Here is a 20,545-nt window from a genome sequence, read left to right as displayed (position 1 = left end):
CCCGGGACGCGGCCGGCCTGTCCGGGCTGCTGTCGCTGCGCGCGCCGGACGGCAGCTGGGGCGACGGCTTCGAGGCGCCGCAGGGGGCGCCCGGTCCGGCCGCCGGCGACGCCGCCACGCCGGCGGCGGGCGGCAGCGGGGCGGGTGGGCTGGACCCGGCCGCGATCGAGCGGGCGGTCTCCGGCTGGTCGATCGCCACCCAGTCCGGCCGGATGCTCGCCGTCATCGACGTCTCCGGCTCGATGAAGCAGCCGGTGCCGGGCGCCGGCAACGCCAGCCGCGAGCAGGTCACCGTGGCGGCGGCCAGGCGCGGCCACCGACGGCTGCTGGACCAGGGGCTTGCCGCGATCCGGCCGTCGGCCGGCGACACCGGCCTGTACGACACGATGCTGGCCGCGTACCAGGAGGTCCAGAACGACTGGGAGCCCGGCCGGGTCAACTCGGTGGTGCTGTTCACCGACGGCAAGAACGACGACGCCGACGGCGAGGACCCCACGAAGATCGGCGACATCTTCCTCAGTGCGATCGCACTGCGCCCGAACGCGCCGCGCTGAGTCATACTCGTGGCCGGCAGACCCGTCGCGCCGGGGAGCCGGCACGCGGACGGGTTCCCTCGGGACGCCGGGTCCAGGGAACTGACGGCAATCTGTCCGAAACGGTCGGCGGACACGTTCTTGGGACAAGATGTCGGGGTGCTCCGGCGCCGCCGGTTCCGTTCAGAGGGCCGGCCATCGACCGGGGCCGTCCTCAGCAGGATGGGGAGGGCCGGTGACGTCGGCGACGCTGTTGACCCCCACCAGTACGCCGTCACGGCCTGGTGCTGACCGACCGGGGCCGGTGGCCCGCGTCGACGAGCGGGCGTACGTCCGCATGCTGGTGGTCCTGGACACGGCCGTGCTGGCCGTGGCGGTGCTCGTCGGCTACGTGACCCGCTTCGGCGACGACGAGCCGGTCGGCTCGGAGATCCCGTACGTCCTCGTGGCCCCCGCGCTGGTGGTCACCTGGCTGCTCTCGCTGAAGGTGCTGCGCTGCTACGACGACCGGGTGCTCGGCTATGGCGCCGAGGAGTACCGGCGGGTGAGCGCGGCCAGCCTCCGGCTCGCCGGCGGCACCGCCATCGCCGGGTACATCGCCGACGTCGGCGTCTCCCGGGGTTTCCTGGCGATCTCGTTCGCGGTCGGCACGCTGGGGCTGGAGGTGGCCCGGTTCGCGGCCCGCAAGCGGCTGCACCGGGCCCGGTCGCAGGGCCGCGGGTGGTCGCGCCGGGTCCTGGTCGTCGGCGACACGGCGCACGTGCTGGAGCTGGTGCACCAGCTGCGCCGGGAGCCGTACGCCGGCTACCACGTCGTGGGCGCGTGCATACCGGACGCGCTGCTGGCGCCGGTGCCGCAGCGGCTGGGCGACGTGCCGGTCGTCGGGTCGTTCCGGGGCATCCCCGAGGCGGCCACCGCGATCGGCGCGGACACGGTGGCGGTCACGGCCTCCGGCGAGCTGACCGCGACCCGGCTGCGGCGGCTCGGCTGGCAACTGGAGGGCACCGGCGTCGACCTGGTCGTCGCGCCCGCGCTGACCGACGTGGCCGGCCCCCGCATCCACACCCGGCCCGTCGCCGGCCTGCCGCTCATCCACGTCGAGGCGCCCGAGTTCCGGGGCGCCCGCAAACTCGTCAAGGGCTTCGTCGACCGGGCCGTCGCGTCGGTGGCCCTGGCCCTGGCGTCGCCGCTGCTGGTGGCCATCGCGCTGGCCGTCAAGCTCGACAGCCGGGGGCCGGTGCTGTTCCGCCAGACCCGGGTCGGTCAGGGCGGCCGGGAGTTCGGCGTGTTCAAGTTCCGCACCATGGTCGTCAACGCCGACGCGCTGCTGGCCGAGCTGGCCGCCCGCAACGAGACCGACGGCCTGATGTTCAAGATGCGCGACGACCCGCGGGTGACCCGGGTGGGCCGGGTGCTGCGCAAGTGGTCGCTGGACGAGCTGCCCCAGCTGGTGAACGTGCTGCTGGGCCAGATGAGCCTGGTCGGCCCGCGCCCGCCGCTGCCCTCCGAGGTGGCCCGCTACGACGGCGACGTCGCCCGCCGGCTGCTGGTCAAGCCCGGCATGACCGGCCTGTGGCAGGTCAGCGGCCGGTCCGACCTGAGCTGGGAGGACGGCATCCGGCTCGACCTGTACTACGTGGAGAACTGGTCGCTCGCCGCCGACCTGACCATCCTGTGGAAGACCTTCGGCGCCGTGGTGCGCAGCCGGGGCGCGTACTGACCGCGGCGCCTCGCCTGCGCGGGGGCGGGCGACCGGTGCGGCCCGGTCAGGGTTGGGGGCCGGTCCAGTCGAGGCAGACGACCACCGCGTCGTCGACCAGGTCGCCGGCCACGAACGCCCGCAGCTCGCCGATCAGGGACCGGACCGCCTCCAACGGCTCCATGGACCCCGTCCGGCGCAGGAACCGGGTCAGCGCGTGCTCGCCGTACCGGACGTTCCCGCCGGTCGCCTCGGCGACGCCGTCGCTGACCACGAACAGCCGGTCGTCGCGGCGGAGCGTGAACCGCTGCCCGCGGTAGTCCGTGCCGTCGAACATGCCGAGCGGGAACTGCGCCTCCAGGGGCTGCTCGACCACCCGTCCCCCGCGCAGCAGCACCAGGTGGGGCGAGCCGGCGTCGATCACCGTCGTCACCCCGCTGGCGAGGTCCAGCTCCAGCAGCAGGGCCGAGACGTGCTGCGCGCCGCGGTGCGCGGCGTACACCGCCTGGTCGGCGAGGGCGGCCTGGTCGGCCAGGGGAATCCCGGCCCGCCGGGCGTTGCGCAGAGCGTGGGTGGCCAGCGCGGTCAGCATGGCGGCGGCGACCCCCTCGCCCGTGCCGTTGATGACCGACAGCCACAGCCGGTGCCCGTCGTCGGACCAGTCGAAGCTGTCGCCCCGCACGGCGTACGCCGGTTCGAGCTGTCCGGCCAGGCTGAACGAGGGGCGTACCCGGCTCCGCCCGGGCAGCAGGTCCCACTGCATCTCGGCGGCCAGGGTGAGCCGCCGGCTGCGCCGGGCGGTCCGGTAGCGGTCGGTGGTGTCGTTCACCGCGGTCAGCTCGTGGCCGAGGGCGGTGGCGACGCCGAGCAGCTCGCCGACGGCGGCCGGATCGTCCGGTACGGGTGCCACCCGCAGCACCCCGCGCCGCTCGCCCCGCATGCCGACCGGCAGGTAGCCGGCGTCGCCGGCGACGACCGGCTCCTGGTGGTCGAAGCACCGCCACGCGGGGTGCCCCGGGTCGGTCACCGGCTCACCCTGGGTGAGCGGCAGCAGCGCCGAGAGTCGGTAGTCGACCTGAAGGAGTTCGACGTCCGTGATCGCGTACGACGCCTCGAGTTCCGCGGTGACGTGGTCGACCAGCAGGTCGGCGGGCGCGTCGGCGAGCGCCCGGCGGACCCGGTCTGCCACACCGCTCATCGTCTCTCCTTCGTTCGGACGGGCCGGCCAACCCCGACGCCGGGTAGTCTCGTGGCCACCATGGCCGAAGAACACGGTCCACGTGGACCAGAAGCGAGTATGGCCGCCGCCCTGGAAACGGCGGCCGGTGCCCTGCTCACGGTCTTCGAGGCGGCGCGCGAGCGGACCACCAGCCGGCTATCCGGGGCGCAGCTGCGCGCGGTGATGATGGTCGAGCAGCACGACGGGATCAACCTGCGCCGGCTGGCGACGCTGCTGGACATGCTGCTCTCCTCGGCCAGCCGCTTGTGCGACCGGCTGGTGGCGGCGGGGATGCTGGAGCGTGAGCCGGGCCGCTCGGACCGGCGCGAGATCTCCCTGCACCTGACGTCGGAGGCCGAACGACTCCTGGCCGAGCTGCGCGCCGACCGCCGGCAGCGGCTGGCCGCGATCCTGGCCGGCATGACCCCCGAGGGTCGGGCGGCCCTGCTCGCGGGCATGCGGGAGTTCGACGAGGTGGCCCGGCTCCGGCACCCGCCGGAGCCGGAGCTACCGGCGGAGGCCCGGCCGGACCGGTGGGTGGCAGAGACCGGCGGCTGGGCGGCGGGGGAATCCGGCTGGCCCGCCGGGGGCGCGCCGCGCGTCCGGGCGACCGACGCGGGTCCGGGCTGGTCCGGTGAGCCGGCCGGCGGCGGCTGGCCGGGCGGCGAGCCCTCGATGGGGCGTACGGCCTGACGCGCACCCGGCCCGGCCGGTGACGCTCCGCCCCCTGGCGTGGGCCCGCTGCGGGGGCCTGGCCGCGGACCGCTCGGGGCGCCTGGCGGTGGACCGGCTCGGGGCGCCTGGCGGTGGACCCGCTCGGGGCGCCTGTGGAGCTGCCCGCACATCCGGGGCGGGCGGTGCGGCCAGGTGACGCGACCGCCACCCCAGGCGCTGCCGAGACCGCAACTCGGCGATGGGCGGGGGCGGGCGCATAACCGGGGCAGCTCCACAGCCGCCGGTGAAGGTAACCCGTCGGCCCGCCCCGCCCGCGGCCCGGACCCGTGGCGGGGGTCAGCCGGCGCGGCCGAGCCAGCCGACCGGGTCGGCGACGATGCGCCGGACGACCGAGCCGGCGGCGCCGACGACGGCGGCCTCCGGGCCGAGCGCCGAGGGCCGTACGGTCACCGGCGACCAGGCGGCGGTCAGCACCCGCTGGGAGACCTCGGCCAGCACGGGCGGCCGCAGCCACGGGGCGAGCAGGGCGTACCCGCCGCCGAGGACCACGGTGTCCAGGTCCAGCAGGTTCACCACGCCCGCGACGGCCACCCCGAGCGCCCGTCCCGCCTCGGCGAGGGCGGCCCGGGCGGCGGGGTCGTCGGCGGCGGCCAGGTCGGCCAGCCGGGCGGCGGCGGTGTCGGCGGGCAGGTCCACGCCGGCCAGCCCGGCGGCGGCGAGGACGGCCTCCTGGCCGGCGTACTGCTCCAGGCAGCCCCGGCCGCCGCAGCGGCAGGGCCGCCCCTCGGGTTCGACGGGCAGGTGGCCGATCTCGCCGCTCCACCCCCGTACGCCCCGGAACAGGGCCCCGTCGAGCACGATCCCGGCGCCGATGCCCACCTCGCCGGAGACGTGCAGGAAGCTGGTCGGCCCGTCCGGGGCGGCGTGCAGCTCGCCCAGGGCGGCCAGGTTGGCCTCGTTCTCGACCACCAGGGGCGGAACGCCGGGGACCGGTTCGACCAGCGGCGGGTGCCCGGCCAGCAGTTCGGGGACGGCGACGTCCCGCCAGCCGAGGTTCGGGGCGAGCCGGACCAGCCCGGCGGCGTCGACCAGGCCGGGCACCGCGAGGGCGGCCCCGGCGAGCGTGAGGCCCTGCCGCTCGGCGTCGGCCCGGGCCGCGGCGGCCAGCCGGGCGAGCCGGGTCAGGGCGTCGGCGGGGGAGGCCGGGCGCAGGTCGGCGCGGCGCACGGTGTGGTGCCGGACCCGGCCGGCCAAATCGACCACGCAGGCGGCCAGGTAGTCGACGTTGACCTCCAGGCCCAGCCCGGCCGGCCCGTTGTCGGCCAGCACCAGGCCCCGCGCGGGCCGGCCGGCCCTGGTGCGGGGCGCCGGGTCCGACTCGGTCACCAGCCGGCCGGAGATGAGGTCGTCGACCACGGCGGAGACGGTGGCCCGGGTCAGGCCGGTCGCGGCGGCCACGTCGGCCCGCGACGGCGGACGCGGCGCGACGGCGATCCGGCCGAGCACCACGGCGAGGTTCAGCTCGCGCAGGCTGCCCTGGCGGACGGCCGAGGTCGGGGTGGCGGGGCGGGTCACCCCTTGACACTGCCACAGCCCGGCCAAATAATTCAACCACTGAACAAATAGCTCCGGAGGTCTGCCATGGCACCCCGTCCCACTCCCGCCGACAAGTTCTCCTTCGGCCTCTGGACGGTGGGCTGGCAGGCCCGCGACCCGTTCGGTGACGCCACCCGCCCCGAGCTGGACGCGGTCGAGGCGGTGCACCGGCTCGCCGAGCTGGGCGCGTACGGGATCACGTTCCACGACGACGACCTGATCCCGTTCGGCGCCGACGCGGCGACCCGCGACGCCCGGCTGACCCGGTTCCGCAAGGCGCTCGACGAGACCGGCCTGGTGGTGCCGATGGTCACCACCAACCTGTTCACCCACCCCGTGTTCAAGGACGGCGGCTTCACCAGCAACGACCGCGACGTCCGGCGGTACGCGCTGCGCAAGGTGCTGCGCAACGTCGACCTCGCCGCCGAGCTGGGCGCCCGCACCTTCGTGATGTGGGGCGGCCGGGAGGGCACCGAGTACGACGTGGCCAAGGACGTCCGCGCGGCCCTGGAGCGCTACCGCGAGGCCGTCGACGTGCTCTGCCAGTACGTGCTCGACCGCGGCTACGACCTGCGCTTCGCCATCGAGCCGAAGCCGAACGAGCCGCGCGGCGACATCCTGCTGCCCACCGTCGGGCACGCCCTGGCGTTCATCTCCAGCCTCGCCCACCCCGAGCTGGTCGGGCTCAACCCCGAGGTCGGCCACGAGCAGATGGCCGGGCTCAACTACGCCCACGGCATCGCCCAGGCGCTCTGGCACGGCAAGCTGTTCCACCTCGACCTCAACGGCCAGCGGGGGATCAAGTACGACCAGGACCTGGTCTTCGGCCACGGCGACCTGCTCAACGCGTTCGCCCTGGTCGACCTGCTGGAGCACGGCGGCCCCGACGGCGGCCCGGCGTACGAGGGCCCCCGGCACTTCGACTACAAGCCGTCCCGCACCGAGGACGTCGCCGGGGTGTGGGCGTCGGCGGAGGCGAACATGCGGACGTACCTGCTGCTCAAGGAGCGGGCCGCGGCGTTCCGGGCCGACCCGGAGGTGGCCGAGGCGTTGGCCGCGAGCAGGGTGACCGAGCTGGCCACCCCGACCCTGGGCGCCGGGGAGGGCTACGCCGACCTGCTTGCCGACCGGTCCGCCTTCGAGGACTTCGACCCGGACGCGGCCGGCGCGCGGGGCTTCGGCTTCGTCCGGCTCAACCAGCTGGCCGTCGAGCACCTGCTCGGCGCCCGCTGAAGGCCGCCGCCATGCCCCTGGTCGCCGGGTTCGACTCGTCCACCCAGTCCTGCAAGCTGGTGATCCGCGACGCGGAGACCGGCGCGCTGGTCCGCGAGGGCCGCGCCCCGCACCCCGACGGCACCGAGGTCGACCCGGCGGCCTGGTGGACCGCCCTGGAGGCGGCCACCGGGGCGGCCGGCGGGCTGGCCGACGTCGCCGCCGTCTCGGTCGCCGGTCAGCAGCACGGCATGGTCTGCCTCGACGAGGCGGGCCGGGTGGTGCGCCCGGCGCTGCTGTGGAACGACACCCGGTCGGCCGGGGCGGCCGACGACCTGATCGCGGAGGCCGGCGGGGGCGAGGCGGGCCGGCGGTTCTGGGCCGAGGCGGTGGGCAGCGTGCCGGTGGCCAGCTTCACCGCCACCAAGCTGCGCTGGCTGGCCCGGCACGAGCCGGCGAACGCCGACCGGGTCGCCGCGGTCTGCCTGCCGCACGACTGGCTGACCTGGCGGCTGGCGGGCGCGCCGGGGCTGGACGCGCTGCGCACCGACCGCAGCGACGCCAGCGGCACCGGCTACTGGTCCCCGGCCACCGGGAAGTACCGCCTCGACCTGCTCGAACGCGCCTTCGGCCGGCGGGTGGGCGTACCGGCGGTGCTCGGGCCGGCGGACCGGGCGGGCGTCCTGCACCCGGCCGCGCCCGGCCAGCCGGCCGGTGCGGCGCTCGGCCCCGGGGCCGGGGACAACGCCGCCGCCGCGCTCGGCGTGGGCGCCCGGCCCGGCGACGTCGTCGTCTCGATCGGCACGTCCGGCACCGTCTTCAGCGTCGCCGACGTCCCGGCGGCCGACCCGGGCGGCGCGGTCGCCGGGTTCGCCGACGCCACCGGCCGGTACCTGCCGCTGGTCTGCACGCTCAACGCGGCCCGGGTGCTCGACGCCGCCGCCGCGCTGCTCGGGGTGGGCCTGGACGGCCTGTCCGACCTGGCGCTGTCCGCACCGCCGGGCGCGGACGGGCTGGTCATGGTCCCCTACCTGGAGGGCGAGCGGACCCCGAACCGGCCGTCGGCCACCGGGGCGGTGCACGGGCTGACCCTGCGCACCTCGACCCCCGCCCACCTGGCCCGGGCGGCGGTCGAGGGGATGCTCTGCGCGCTCGCCGACGGCCTCGACGCGCTCGCCGCGCAGGGCGCCCGGGCCGACCGGGTGATCCTGGTCGGCGGCGGGGCGCGCTCGGCCGCCGTGCGCCGGATCGCGCCGCAGGTGTTCGGCTGCCCGGTCGTCGTCCCGCCGCCCGGCGAGTACGTGGCCGACGGGGCCGCCCGCCAGGCCGCGTGGGTTGCCCTGGGCGGTGCGGCCCCGCCCGAGTGGTCCCCGGCGGGCACCCGGGAGTACGCCGCCGAGCCCGTCCCCGCCGTCCGGGAGCGGTACGCCGCGGCGCGCGACCGCGTCCTCGACCGCGCCGACGCGGCGGGGGCGTAGCGGCCGCCCGGGAAACAGCCCTTCGGGGGGGGACGGGAGGGGGGCTGTACGCGGGCGCTCCCACTGCGATCATCGACTGATGCGCGCCACCCCTGCCGACGACACCCACGACCTGCCGTCCGTCCTCCAGTACGACGACGCCGACACCCCGTGCGACGTGATCGACGCGCTGGCGTTGGCGGACTTCGTCACCGGCCGGCACCCCTGGTCACACACCGTACGGCTGTCCCGGGTCCGCCCCGAGGCCACGCTCACGGCGGCGGGCGGACGCCTGCTGCGCACGGCCGTCGAGCCCCGGCAGACCTCCCGCCTGCTCGCCGGCGACGGCTGGACGGCCCGGGTGGTCACCTGGAAGGGCCGGGGCGCCGAGGTGACCGTCACCGCGGTCGGCGACGAGGTCGGGCAGGCCGCCCTCGCCCAGATCGTCGAGGGCGCGGGCGAGCCGGAGGACCCGGACACCGGCCGGATCGGCTTCTGGCACCACAACCCCCGCCGTGGCGCCCAGCGCGACCCGCGCTCGATCGCCGCCCCGGAGTGGTCGCAGATCCGGGGCAACTACACCGCGAGCGCGCGGACCGCGCTGGACGCGCTGATGGCGGTCACCCCGCAGACCGTCACCGGGCGGCTGGTGCTGCTGCACGGCGCGCCGGGCACGGGCAAGACCACTGTGCTGCGGGCGCTGAGCCGGCAGTGGCGGCGGTGGTGCCAGGTCGACTGCGTGCTCGACCCCGACGTGCTCTTCGCCGACGCGGCGTACCTGTCGGAGGTGGCCGTCGGGGAGGACGAGGACGACGACGAGGGCGGCGCCGGCCACCGGTGGCGGCTGCTGGTCCTGGAGGACTGCGACGAGCTGATCCGCGGTGAGGCGAAGCAGGCCGCCGGGCAGGCCCTGTCCCGGCTGCTCAACCTGACCGACGGCCTGCTCGGCCAGGGCAAGGAGGTGCTGGTCGCGATCACCACCAACGAGGACCTGTCCCGGCTGCACCCGGCGGTGGTACGCCCCGGCCGGTGCCTGGCCCGGATCGAGGTGGGCCCGCTGTCGTACGGGGAGGCCACCGACTGGCTGGGGACCACGGCCGGGGTGCCGCCCGCGGGGGCGACCCTGGCCGAGCTGTACGCGCTGCGCGCCGGCGCCCCGGTCGGGCCGGCCGTCCCGGTGGAGATCGGCGGTTACCTCTGAAGCCGGGCCGGCCTGCGCCGCGGCCGTCACCGGGTCGTTATCCGCGTTTGGTTGGCTGCCCGGCATGACCTCGACCAGGAGCGGGCCGCGGCCGGTCCGCGGCGGCGGCCCGGCGCACCGGTACTACAGCGTGGTGGTCTTCGTGGTGCTCGCCTCGCTGGACAACGTGGCGATCGGCCTCGTCCCGCCGCTGTACGGCCCGATCTCCGGGGCGCTCGCCGTGCCGCAGCGCCTGCTCGGTCTCGTCACCGCGGTCGGTTTCCTGGTCAGCGCCGTGGCCGCGGTCGGCTGGGCGTACGTCGGGGACCGGACCGACCGCAAGCCGCTGCTGATGGTCGGCACCCTGATCTGGGCGGCCGGCACCGGCGGCAGCGCGCTCGCCCAGAACTACCCGACGTTCCTGGGCGCCCAGCTCGTCGCGGCGGTCGGCCTCGGCGCGGTCGGCTCGGTCGGCTTCTCCGTGGTCACCGACCTGATCTCGCCACGCCGGCGGGGCCTGGTGATGAGCTTCTGGGGGCTGTCCCAGGGGGTCGGCACGCTGGCCGGCACGCTCGTGGGCGGGCTGCTCGGCGCCACCGACTGGCGGCGGCCGTTCGTGGTGCTCACCGCCGTCGGGCTGGTCGCCACCGCCGCGTACCTGTTCACGTACGACATCCGGCGCGGGCAGAGCGAGCCGGAGTTGGCCGGCGCGCTGGCCACCGGCGCCGAGTACGACTACCGGATCACCCGCGCCGACCTGCCGCGCATCCTCGCCCGGCGGACCAACCGGTGGCTGGTGCTGCAGGGGCTGACCGCGCAGGCCGCCTTCGGGTCGCTGGTCTGGTTGCCCGTGCTGTTCGCGCAGCGCGCCGAGGCGCAGGGCTACTCGGCGGCCACGGCGGTCGTCGTGGGGAGCGTGTTCGCCACCCTGTTCCAGCTCGGCGGGGTGCTGTCCATCGTGGGCGGCCTGGTCGGCGACGCCGTGCAGCGGCGTACCCTGCGCGGCCGGGCGCTGGTGGCGGCGGTGGGCATCCTCGCGGCCCTGCCGTTCTACCTGGTGCTGTTCTTCGTGCCCCTCCGCATCGACGTGCCCGACGGCGCCGGCTCCGGCGCGGTCGTCGCCGCCGTGCTGGCCAGCGTGGTCACCGAGCCCACCGTCGGGCTGAGCCTGCTCACCGCCGTGCTCGCCCTCGCGCTCACCTCGGCCAACTCGCCGAACTGGTTCGCCCTGATCGCCGACGTCAACCCGCCCGAGCACCGGGGCACGGTCTACAGCCTCGGCAACCTGGTCAACGGGGTGGGCCGGGCGGCCGGCAACGGACTGGTCGGGGTGGCCTTCCACGCCCTGCGGGCGGCGTTCCCGCCGCCGCTGAACTACGCCGTCGGCCTGGCCGCGTTCCAGCTCTTCTTCGTCCCCACCGGGGTCATGTACTGGCTGGCCTCGCGCACCTCGCCGCGGGACATCGAGGCGGTGCGCGACCTCCTGCACACCCGCGCCGCCCGCCTGTAGGGAAGGGCCCCCTCTCGACGCTGTGGGCGTCGGGAAGGGGCCTCCTCGCGCACCCCCGTCAGGCCGAGCGGTACCAGACCGTGACGTCCGTCGGGACCCTGCCGTCGTCGGTCAGCGGGCCGCTGGCCCGCAGCGGCTCGGCACCGGACGGCAGCGGCACGGCCGCCTCGCCGAAGTTCGTCAGCACGCCCACCGGCCCGTTGCGGAAGTGCAGCACCTCGTCGGCCGAGGAGAGCCAGTACAGGGAACCCCGGCCCAGCCCGTGCTCGCGGCGCAGCCGCAGCGCGCTCCGGTACAGCTCGTACGTCGAGCCGGGCACCCCGCGCTGGCGGTCCAGGGCGTACTCGGCCCACAGCGGCGGCTGCGGCAGCCAGCTCGCGTCGGTCGGCCCGAAGCCGTACGACGGGGCGTCGGCCTCCCACGGGATCGGCACCCGGCAGCCGTCCCGGCCACGCTGGGTGTGCCCGCTGCGCTCCCAGGTCGGGTCCTGGCGCACCTCGTCCGGCAGCGTCATGTGCTCCGGCAGCCCCAGCTCCTCGCCCTGGTACAGGTATGCGGAGCCGGGCAGGGCCAGCATCAGCAGCGTGGCCGCCCGGGCCCGGCGCAGGCCCAGCGCGGCGTCGGGCTGCGGGTCGCCGATGCCGATGCCGTTCGGCCGGGGCGTGCCCACGGGCAGCCCCAGCCGGGACGCGTGCCGGACGACGTCGTGGTTCGACAGCACCCAGGTGGTGGGCGCGCCGACGGCGTCGGCGGCCTCCAGCGAGCGGGTGATGACGGCGTACTGGGCGGGCGCGCTCCAGGAGGCGAGCAGGTACTCGAAGTTGAACGCCTGGTGCATCTCCTCCGGCCGGATGTACCGCGCCAGCCGCTCGGCGGGCTCCACCCACGCCTCGGCGACCATGATGCGGTCCCCGGGGTACGAGTCGAGCAGCCGCCGCCAGTCCCGGTAGATCTCGTGCACGCCGTCCTGGTCCCACATCGGCGGGCGCGGCTTGTCGACCTCGTTGCCGGAGAGGATCTCCTGCGGTTCCTGCCAGTCCGCCAGGTCGGCCTGCTTGACCAGCCCGTGCGCCACGTCCACCCGGAAGCCGTCCACCCCGCGGTCCAGCCAGAACCGGAGCACGTCCAGGAACTCCGCACGGACCTCCGGGTTGTCCCAGTTGAGGTCGGGCTGGCCCGGGTCGAACAGGTGCAGGTACCACTGCCCGGGGCGGCCGTCCGGCTCGGTGACCCGGGTCCACGCCGGGCCGCCGAAGACGCTGCGCCAGTCGTTCGGTGGCCGGTCGCCGTCGGGGCCGAGGCCGTCGCGGAAGACGTACCGGGCGCGCTCGGGGCTGCCGGCGCCGGCGGCGAGGGCCGCCTGGAACCAGCGGTGCGCCGACGAGGTGTGGTTGGGCACCAGGTCGACGATCACCCTGAGCCCCCGACCGTGGGCCTCGGCGATCAGCCGGTCCGCGTCCGCGAGCCGCCCGAAGAGCGGGTCCACGTCCCGGTAGTCGGCCACGTCGTACCCGGCGTCGGCCTGCGGGGACGGATAGAACGGCGACAGCCAGACGGCGTCCACGCCCAGCTCGACGAGGTGGCCGAGGCGGGCCGTGATGCCCGGCAGGTCGCCGAGGCCGTCGCCGTCGGAGTCGGCGAACGAGCGGGGGTAGATCTGGTAGATGACCGCCTCGGTCCACCAACCGGTGGCCGGGCCGACGGACCGTTCCTGGTGGGTCGCGTTGGTGTTCAGGGTCTTCTCCCGTGTGTCGAAGCCGTCCCGGTCATGTGCCCGCCACGCTACGGGTTGAACCGCTCAGTATGCCCGGGGCGGGGCGGTCGACTCCCGCACCACGAGCCGAGTGGGCAGGACCACCACCCCGGCTCCCAGGTCGCCGCCCGCGGCGGGGGTCCGTCCGGCCAGCGGGGACAGCTCCCGCCCGCCGAGCGGGTCGAGCAGGATACGGGCGGCCAGGCGGCCCTGCTCGGCCGCCGGCTGGGCGATCGTGCTCAGCCCGAGCACGCCGGCCAGGTCGTGGTCGTCGACGCCGATGACGCTGACGTCCTGCGGTACCCGCAGGCCGGCCTCGCGCAGCGCGTTGATGGCGCCCATCGCCATCTCGTCGCAGGCGGCGAAGATCGCCGTCGGCGGCTCGCCCCGGGCCAGCAGTTCGGCGGTGGCCTGGTTGCCGCCGTCGATGGTGAACTGGGACTCGACGTCCAGGCCGGGGTCGGGGACGATGCCCGCGGCCCGCAGCGCCTCCTGGTAGCCCCGCCGTCGGTCCAGGTGGGTGGTGTAGGCCAGCTCGTCCTCCGGGTCGCCGGAGATGTGGGCGATCCGGCGGTGGCCCAGGTCGAGCAGGTGCCGCGTCGCGGTCCGCGCGGCGGCCACGTCGTCGATGCGTACGCAGGGCCAGCCGGGCACCTGGCTGCCGGAGCTGATGGTCACGCCGGGCAGGCCGAGCGCGGCCAGGGCCGTCAGCTCGGCCGCCCGCAGCGGGGTGGCGACCAGCATGACGGCGTCGACCCGCTTGTGCAGGTTGGCGGTGTGCAGCACCCGCTGGCGGGTGTGTTCCCGCCCGCCGAGGTTGTAGAGCAGCAGGTCGTAGCCCGACTCGTGCAGGGTGTCCTCGACCGCCTCGACCACGGTGCCGAAGAACCAGCGGGTGATCCGCGGGACGACCACCGCCACGGTGGCGGTCCGGCCGCCGGCCAGCCGCGAGGCGTTCGGCGACACGGCGTACTGGAGTTGCTCGGCGGCGGCGAGCACCCGGCGGCGGGTGGCCGCGGAGACGGTCGGCAGGCCGCGCAGCGCGCGGGAGACGGTGGCCGTGGAGACCCCGGCCAGGCGGGCGACGTCGTCGATCCTCGTCATGCTTGTTCCGCTCCGGGCCCGACCGCCGCCGCCCGTCCACGGGCGGCGGCGGTCGTCCGGTTCAGCCCTTGACGCTGCCGGCGAGCAGGCCGCGGACGAAGTACCGCTGGAGCGACAGGAACACGATCAGCGGTACGACCAGCGAGACGAACGCGCCGGCGGTCAGCCGCTGCCACTCGTTGCCACGGGTGCCGGCCATCTCGGCCAGCCGGACGGTGAGCGGGGCGGTCTCGTCGCCGCCCCCGGCGAAGATCAGCGCGACCAGCAGGTCGTTCCAGACCCAGAGGAACTGGAAGATGCCGAAGGCCGCCAGGGCCGGGGTGACAAGCGGCAGGACGATGGTGCGGAAGATCTTCGGGTGGGTGGCCCCGTCGACCCGGGCCGCCTCCATCAGGTCCCGCGGCAGCTGCGCGATGAAGTTGTGCAGCAGGAAGACGGCGAACGGGAGCGCGAAGCAGGTGTGCGCGAACCACACCTGCGCGAACTTCTGCTCGTCGACCAGGTCCCAGGCGGGCATCAGGGTGACCCCGCCCAGGGTGACGCCGGTGGAGAAGAACTTCAGCAGCGGCACCAGGGCCATCTGCAGCGGCACGATCTGCAACGCGAAGATCGCGATGTAGAGCCAGTCCCGCCCTCGGAAGTTGATCCACGCCAGCGCGTACGCGGCCAGCGAGGCGAACGCCAGCGGGAACAGCACCGACGGGATGGTGATCGCCAGCGAGTTGATGAAGTAGCTGGCGAGCTGCCCGGACGACGAGGAGGTGCCGAACAGCACCTCCTGGTAGTTCTCCAACGTGAACCGCGGGTCGCTGAAGAACGTCCACCAGCCCGTGGTCTTGATCTGGTCCTCCGGCCGGACCGAGGAGACGAACAGGCCGAAGGTCGGGATCGTCCAGAGCAGCGCGAGCGCGATCGAGACGACGGTGGCGGTGCGGCTGTTCAGCCGCCTACGGACGCGGCCCGCCGCGGTGGTGGCCTTCCCGGTGGCCTGGGTCCCGGCGGGGAGCGTGGGCGTTGCGGTGGTCATCTCAGCCCTCCCGCTGCTGACGCAGGTTGCGGATCTGGTAGATCACGATCGGTACCACGAGGACGAACAGGAACACCGCCAGCGCCGAGCCCTGCCCGTTCTCGCCGTACCGGAAGGCCTGGTTGTACATCTCGTTCGCGATCACACTGGTGTCGTAGTTGCCGTTGGTCGCGGTCCGGACGATGTCGAAGACCTTCAGCGTGGCGATCGACAGCGTCACCACCACGACGATCAGCGCCGGCCGGATGCTCGGCATGGTGATCTGCCAGAACATCTGCCACGGGCTGACGCCGTCGAGCCGGGCGGCCTCCACGATGTCGGCCGGGATGGCCTTGATCGCGGCGGAGAGCACGACCATGGCGAAGCCGGCCTGGATCCAGATCATGATCACGATCAGCAGCAGGGTGTTCAGCGGGGGGTCCAGCAGCCACTGCTTCGGCTCCCCGCCCAGGCTCACCACGATCTGGTTGAGCAGACCGATCTGCTCCTGCCCGTCGCCGCGGAAGGCGTACACGAACTTCCAGATGATCGCGGCGCCGACGAACGAGATCGCCATCGGCATGAAGATCAGCGACTTGGCCACCGACTCGAACCTCGCCCGGTCCACCAGTACGGCGTAGAGCAGGCCGAACGCGGTGGTGATCAGCGGCACGAGGAGGACCCAGACCAGCGTGTTGATCAGCACCCGGACGATCGAGTCATCGGAGAACATCCAGGTGTAGTTCCGGAACCCGACCCAGTCCACGCTGCTGCCGTCCATGAAGGACAACAGCATGGTGCGGATGGCCGGAACGACCAGGCCGACGAGGAGCAACAGCACCGCCGGCAGCAGGAAGAAGAACGCGAACATGCCCTCCCGCGGCTTCGGACGCCGGGGCAGCGGTGCCCCGCTCGCCGATGCGGCGACCAGCTGTGCCTCGCGGCGCCGGGCGAACCAGGCCGGCACGGCGTCGAGGAGCAGCAGCAGGCCCCCGACCACCGCGACGAACGCGATCAGCCCGTACATCAGCATGAGGAGCTTCGGCTGCTCAGCGGCGAAGTCGAACTCCATCAACCCTCCTTCGGGGTCTCGGCTCGGCCGGTGGTCCGGCCCGCGACCGCGGGCCGGACCACCGCCTCAGGTCACTTCGGCCAGCTGCTCTCGATGCCCTGGAGCACCGTCGCGGTGTCCTTGCCGTTGATCCAGTCGACCATGCCCTTCCAGAACGTCCCGGCGCCGACGGCGGCCGGCATCAGGTCGGAACCGTCGAAGCGGAAGACCGTCTTGGGGTCCTGGAGGATCTGCACGGACAGCTTGTCGACCGGGTTCGGCACGTTGGCCAGGTCGAGCTTCTTGTTCGCCGACACCCAGTCGCCGATCTTGGCGCGGCTGTTGGCGTACTCGCCGGAGGCCAGGTAGGTCTGCACCGCCTGGACCTCGGCGCGGTCGGCGAAGGCCGCGACGAACTCGCCGCCGCCCAGCACCGGCTTGCCCTTGGCCGGGTCGACGGCCGGGAAGTAGAACGCGAAGACGTCGCCGTCCTCGGCCACCTTGGTGCCCTCCGGCCACTGGTTGGCGTAGAAGGACGCCTGGCGGTGCAGGGCGCACTTGCCGGTGGTGATCGGCGTGCCGGCCTCCTGGAAGGAGGTGGTGGCGATGCTCTTCACGCCGCCGAAGCCGCCGTTGACGTACTTCTCGTTCTTGAGGATCTGGCCGGCCTTGTCGAGGGCCTCGGCGACCTTCGGGTCGTTGAACGCGACGCCGTGGGTGGTCCACTGGTCGTAGACCTCGGGGGTCTGCGTCCGCAGCATCAGGTCCTCGATCCAGTCGGTGGCCGGCCAGCCGGTGGCGTCACCGGACTCGATGCCGGCGCACCACGGCTTGGTGCCGCTCGCCGCGATCTTGTCGCTGAGGGCGATCAGCTCGTCCCAGGTGGTGGGGACGGTCCAGCCCTTCTCCTTGAACGTCTTCGGCGAGTACCACACGAAGGACTTCACGTTGGAGCCGAGCGGGGCGCCGTAGAACTGGCCGTTGACGGTGCTCCGTTGACGGTGCTGTACTTCAGCCAGTCGGCCGAGTAGTTCTGCTCGGCCATCGCCTTGGTGTCGGCGCCGGCCGGCTTCAGCTTGCCCGAGTCGACGAACCGCTTGAGCAGACCCGGCTGCGGGATGAAGGCGAGGTCGGGGGCGTTGCCGCCGTCGACCCGGACGCCGAGCTGGGCCTCGAACTCACCGCTGCCCTCGTGGTCGATCTCGATACCGGTGCAGTCCTCGAACTGCTTCCAGGACTCGTCGAGGCGGTCGGCCTCGATGTCCCGGATGGACGAGTAGATCGTCACCTTCTTGCCGTCGTGGCCCTGGTACTTCTCGTATGCGGCGCACTCCGCGGAGCCCGCCTTGTCGCTCTTCTTGTCGTTGCCGGTGCCACAGGCGGTGACGCTGAGCGCCAGCCCCAGCACGCCGGCGATCGCGAGAGCCTGGCGTGGTCTGGCAAAGACCGCCATGCCGTTCTCCTTACCTAGCCGGCGCTGCCGTGTCGGACCTGGCGCCGGTTCCGATGGACGTCCACACATGTAAGCGCTTGCATTCGGGTCAGTCCACCCCGGATCGGACACGGACAAGTAACAATCCCGAAATCTGCCGATCCCGCGTAGGAACGTTCCCGGCGACGACGGCGAAAGATCGACGGATGGCACTTCCTTGTGCTGCAAGTTTCTGTCACCCTATGGGCAGCGAATTGAAGGATATGCACATCGGAGGTACTGAATGCGCAAGCGGTGGATGAGCCTCGCGGCGGTCAGCGCGCTGGCCGTGGCGATGCTGGTACCGGCGGCCCCGGCGATGGCCGCCCCGACCTTCAAGGTCCCGTTCCCCTGCGGGCAGTCCTGGTCCGGCCAGACCCGCTCGGACCACAGCCCGGCGTACGCGATCGACTTCAACCGCACCGACGACCTGGGCGACCCGGTGGTGGCCAGCGCGCCCGGCACGGTGGACCGGGTGACCGACCTCGGTGGCACCAGCTACGGCAAGTACGTCCGGATCGACCACGGCGGCGGCTACACCACCTACTACGCCCACCTGCAGGGCTTCAACGTCTCCGTCGGCCAGAGCGTGGGCTACGGCAAGGTGATCGGCTGGGTCGGCAGCACCGGCGGCTCCACCGGGCCGCACCTGCACTACGAGCAGCGGCTCAACGGCAGCGACATCCAGGTCCGGTTCAACGGGTCGCTCGCCCTGTACTGGGGCACGAAGACCTACACCAGCGACAACAACTGCTCCTCCAGCACCGGGTCGGGCACGGTGAACACCGCCGGCAGCCCGCTGACCGTCCGCTCCGGGCCCGGCACCGGCTACACGGCCGTCGGCTCGGTCGCCGACGGGACGCGGGTCACCATCTACTGCCAGACCAGCGGCACCTCGGTCACCGGCACGTACGGCACCAGCTCGATCTGGGACCGGATCGGCAGCGGGCAGTACATCGCGGACGCGTACGTCTACACCGGCTACGACGGTTACATCCCGAACGTCCCCCGCTGCTGAGCAGCCACGGGCCCCGGCGTCTGCCGGGGCCCGTAGCGCGTTCCGCGCAGCAGAACGCCGGGGTCGTCCCGGCCGGTGCGCTCCTGTCTGGGAGGACGGAGCCCCGGTCACGGCGACCCCGGCGGGTCGGTGGGGTACGGGAAACGGCGGGGGTGATCTCAGGTGAAGATGCTGACGCCGCCCGGGCCGACCAGCAGCCCGACGATGATGAGGACGACGCCCCACAGGATCTGCCGGCGGAACAGTGCCAGGACGCCGGCGACCACGAGCACGACTGCGAGAATCCAGAGAAGCAGCTCCATGTCGGATCAGGTACCCGACGCCCCGATCCGGGAAACCTCCGCCTGATCCAGGTGGTCGCCCAGGTGGAAGACGCTGTACGCCTGCTTGATGACCGGGTGGGCCACGTTGCGCACCCGCACCCCGCCCGGGGTGGTGCCGCGCTCGGTGCCCGCGTGCGCGTGCCCGTGCAGCGCCAGCGCCGTCGGCGCGGAGTCGATCGCCTGCCCCAGCTGGTACGCCCCGAGGAACGGGTAGATCTCCAGCGGCTCGCCCGCCAGGGTGTCCGGCACGGGGGAGTAGTGGGTGAGCGCGACCAGCAGGTCGCAGTCCAGGCCGCGCAGCGCCGCGCCCAGCGCCTCCGCGCTCTCGTGGGTGGTCCGGATGAACGCCTTCATCTCGGGCTCGCCGAAGTCGCTGGCGCACCGGCCGGCGAAGCCGCCCCCGAACCCCTTCACCCCGGCCACGCCGAGCCGCCCCCCGGCGCACTCCAGGACGATCCCCTCACCCTCCAGCACCCGGATGCCGGCGTCGCTGAGGACCTTGACCACCTGGGGCACCTGGTCGCACTGGTGGTCGTGGTTGCCGAGCACGGTCACCACCGGCACGCCCAGCCCGCCGAACTCGCGGGCCACGCAACGCGCCTCGGACTCCGTGCCGTGCCGGGTCAGGTCGCCGGCGAGCAGCAGCGCGTCGGCGCAGTCCGGCAGTTCCTCCAGAGCGGGCCGGAACCGGCCGACCACGTCCTCGTCCATGTGCACGTCGCCGACCGCGGCGATCCGGATCACCACTCGACCTCCCTCACGGCAGTTGCTCGATCTGTGTGGGCGCCTGCGTCCGGATCACCCCGATGTCGCTGCTGATCGGCACGTCCGGGAAGCGCTCGGCCACCCGGCGCAGGATCTCCTCGCGCCGGTGCGGGCTCTCCACCTCGCCGTAGAGGACGAGCCCACGCTCCCGGCGGACCACCGTGATCCCCTGCTCGGCGACGTCCGGGTCCTCGGTCAGCAGCCGGTGGATCTCGGCCTCGACGTACTCGTCGGGCGGGCCGGCGGCGCGCTTGCGGTGCTCGTTCACGGGGTCTCCCTCCCCTCGGTGGCGCCGGAGTGCGGCACCACGTCCAGCCGGTCGAGCAGCACCAGGAACGCCTCCGCGTACGGCGAGTGCTGCGTCTCCTTCCGTACCCGTTCCCAGTCGATCTGTTCCCGCAGCGACCGGGCCAGCGGCAGCGCGCGGGCGAAGTCGCAGTAGTGCTGCGAGAAGCTGAGCAGCTTGTGCACCATGAGCTGGGAGGCCGAGAGCACGGGCATGTGGATCGCGTCGACCGGGCGCATGATCGTGTCGGCGAAGGTCTCCTCGGTCACCGGGGTCTCGATCGGGCGGTGGATCAGGTCCACCATCCGGCCGTCGTCGTAGACCTTCACCAGCCAATCCTCCGGCGGGCGCTCCGCGGTGAAGCCAGCCTCGACCAGAGCCTCCAGCGCCCGGTCGACGTCCTGCTCCCGGATCAGGAAGTCGACGTCGTGCTCGCTGGAGTGCCCGCCGTGGGCGTACACGGCGAAGCTGCCGCCGAGCGCGAACGGGATCTCGGACTGCTTGAGCACGGCGGCGACCTTCTTCAACGTGTGCACCAGGGTCTCGTCCCCGCGCTCGGCCATCTGGATCTCCCGTCGGTCGTGAGGGGTGGACAGGCGGATTGAAATTGCGTACCCGGCATTCCGCTCGCCCACACCTACGCCTGCCCCGCTCGGGGACGTACGGAACGGGGGCGGGACAAAACGC

The 20,545-nt window shown here is 73.7% G+C and carries 17 protein-coding genes and 2 pseudogenes; 8 read left to right on the top strand and 11 right to left on the bottom strand.

The window, feature by feature from the left end; translation table 11 throughout:
- Positions 1–29: 29 nt before the first annotated feature.
- Positions 30–554 (top strand): annotated as a pseudogene (locus tag ABGB16_RS08840) (VWA domain-containing protein); the annotation flags it as partial.
- A 283-nt stretch (positions 555–837) separates the two neighbouring features.
- The gene (locus ABGB16_RS08835; protein ID WP_347667477.1) at positions 838–2,253 is read left to right on the top strand and encodes a sugar transferase; all 1,416 of its coding nucleotides are present in this window, start codon (positions 838–840) and stop codon (positions 2,251–2,253) included.
- Positions 2,254–2,299: 46 nt separating this feature from the next.
- Here the strand turns inward: ABGB16_RS08835 and ABGB16_RS08830 are convergent, their stop codons facing one another.
- Positions 2,300–3,430 carry a PP2C family protein-serine/threonine phosphatase gene (locus ABGB16_RS08830; RefSeq protein ID WP_347667476.1) on the bottom strand — a complete coding sequence of 377 codons (1,131 nt, stop codon included), beginning with the start codon at positions 3,428–3,430 and terminating at the stop codon, positions 2,300–2,302.
- Between the two features lie 99 nt (positions 3,431–3,529).
- On the opposite strand from ABGB16_RS08830, the gene ABGB16_RS08825 reads away from it, so the two are divergent.
- The gene (locus tag ABGB16_RS08825) at positions 3,530–4,144 is read left to right on the top strand and encodes a MarR family transcriptional regulator (RefSeq protein ID WP_347667475.1); all 615 of its coding nucleotides are present in this window, start codon (positions 3,530–3,532) and stop codon (positions 4,142–4,144) included.
- A 318-nt stretch (positions 4,145–4,462) separates the two neighbouring features.
- On the opposite strand, the gene ABGB16_RS08820 is transcribed toward ABGB16_RS08825, so the two are convergent.
- Entirely contained in the window at positions 4,463–5,701 is a 1,239-nt protein-coding gene (locus tag ABGB16_RS08820) for an ROK family protein (protein WP_347667474.1), read from the bottom strand.
- Between the two features lie 66 nt (positions 5,702–5,767).
- Between ABGB16_RS08820 and xylA the strand changes: the two genes are divergently transcribed.
- The 4 genes from xylA to ABGB16_RS08800 all read left to right on the top strand — a co-directional run bounded on the left by xylA (position 5,768) and on the right by ABGB16_RS08800 (position 11,081).
- Positions 5,768–6,955, top strand: coding sequence for a xylose isomerase (xylA, locus tag ABGB16_RS08815; RefSeq protein ID WP_347667473.1), 1,188 nt, complete (start codon positions 5,768–5,770; stop codon positions 6,953–6,955).
- Positions 6,956–6,966: 11 nt separating this feature from the next.
- A complete protein-coding gene (gene xylB, locus ABGB16_RS08810; RefSeq protein WP_347667472.1) occupies positions 6,967–8,412 on the top strand; it encodes a xylulokinase in 1,446 nt (481 codons plus the stop codon).
- A 79-nt stretch (positions 8,413–8,491) separates the two neighbouring features.
- The gene (locus ABGB16_RS08805; protein ID WP_347667471.1) at positions 8,492–9,592 is read left to right on the top strand and encodes a DUF5925 domain-containing protein; all 1,101 of its coding nucleotides are present in this window, start codon (positions 8,492–8,494) and stop codon (positions 9,590–9,592) included.
- Positions 9,593–9,656: 64 nt separating this feature from the next.
- Positions 9,657–11,081 carry an MFS transporter gene (locus tag ABGB16_RS08800; RefSeq protein WP_347667470.1) on the top strand — a complete coding sequence of 475 codons (1,425 nt, stop codon included), beginning with the start codon at positions 9,657–9,659 and terminating at the stop codon, positions 11,079–11,081.
- A gap of 58 nt (positions 11,082–11,139) precedes the next feature.
- Here the strand turns inward: ABGB16_RS08800 and ABGB16_RS08795 are convergent, their stop codons facing one another.
- The 5 genes and pseudogenes from ABGB16_RS08795 to ABGB16_RS08775 all read right to left on the bottom strand — a co-directional run bounded on the left by ABGB16_RS08795 (position 11,140) and on the right by ABGB16_RS08775 (position 17,448).
- Positions 11,140–12,816, bottom strand: a complete 1,677-nt coding sequence (locus tag ABGB16_RS08795; protein WP_347667525.1) for an alpha-amylase family glycosyl hydrolase — start codon at positions 12,814–12,816, stop codon at positions 11,140–11,142.
- Positions 12,817–12,879: 63 nt separating this feature from the next.
- Positions 12,880–13,938 (bottom strand): LacI family DNA-binding transcriptional regulator, encoded by a 1,059-nt coding sequence (locus tag ABGB16_RS08790; RefSeq protein WP_347667469.1) that lies wholly within the window; start codon positions 13,936–13,938, stop codon positions 12,880–12,882.
- Between the two features lie 61 nt (positions 13,939–13,999).
- Entirely contained in the window at positions 14,000–14,965 is a 966-nt protein-coding gene (locus ABGB16_RS08785) for a carbohydrate ABC transporter permease (RefSeq protein ID WP_347667468.1), read from the bottom strand.
- A 1-nt stretch (position 14,966) separates the two neighbouring features.
- A complete protein-coding gene (locus ABGB16_RS08780) occupies positions 14,967–16,016 on the bottom strand; it encodes a sugar ABC transporter permease (protein ID WP_347667467.1) in 1,050 nt (349 codons plus the stop codon).
- Positions 16,017–16,087: 71 nt separating this feature from the next.
- A pseudogene (locus ABGB16_RS08775) lies at positions 16,088–17,448 on the bottom strand (carbohydrate ABC transporter substrate-binding protein).
- 262 nt (positions 17,449–17,710) lie between these two features.
- Here ABGB16_RS08775 and ABGB16_RS08770 point away from each other — a divergent pair.
- On the top strand, positions 17,711–18,484 hold the full coding sequence (locus tag ABGB16_RS08770) for a peptidoglycan DD-metalloendopeptidase family protein (RefSeq protein ID WP_347667466.1): 774 nt from the start codon (positions 17,711–17,713) through the stop codon (positions 18,482–18,484).
- Positions 18,485–18,642: 158 nt separating this feature from the next.
- Here the strand turns inward: ABGB16_RS08770 and ABGB16_RS08765 are convergent, their stop codons facing one another.
- The 4 genes from ABGB16_RS08765 to ABGB16_RS08750 are packed head-to-tail and all read right to left on the bottom strand — an operon-like array spanning position 18,643 to position 20,421.
- A complete protein-coding gene (locus tag ABGB16_RS08765) occupies positions 18,643–18,786 on the bottom strand; it encodes a GPGG-motif small membrane protein (protein ID WP_347667465.1) in 144 nt (47 codons plus the stop codon).
- Positions 18,787–18,792: 6 nt separating this feature from the next.
- On the bottom strand, positions 18,793–19,554 hold the full coding sequence (locus tag ABGB16_RS08760; RefSeq protein ID WP_347667464.1) for a metallophosphoesterase: 762 nt from the start codon (positions 19,552–19,554) through the stop codon (positions 18,793–18,795).
- A 10-nt stretch (positions 19,555–19,564) separates the two neighbouring features.
- Positions 19,565–19,840, bottom strand: coding sequence for a hypothetical protein (locus ABGB16_RS08755; protein WP_347667463.1), 276 nt, complete (start codon positions 19,838–19,840; stop codon positions 19,565–19,567).
- On the bottom strand, positions 19,837–20,421 hold the full coding sequence (locus ABGB16_RS08750) for a nucleotidyltransferase (RefSeq protein ID WP_347667462.1): 585 nt from the start codon (positions 20,419–20,421) through the stop codon (positions 19,837–19,839). The genes ABGB16_RS08755 and ABGB16_RS08750 overlap by 4 nt, the downstream gene beginning before the upstream one ends.
- Between the last annotated feature and the right edge of the window lie 124 nt (positions 20,422–20,545).

This window comes from Micromonospora sp. B11E3 (assembly GCF_039871625.1).
GTDB lineage: Bacteria > Actinomycetota > Actinomycetes > Mycobacteriales > Micromonosporaceae > Micromonospora.
Note: the sequence above shows the minus strand (reverse complement) of the source record. Positions and strands in the feature narration are given on the sequence as shown.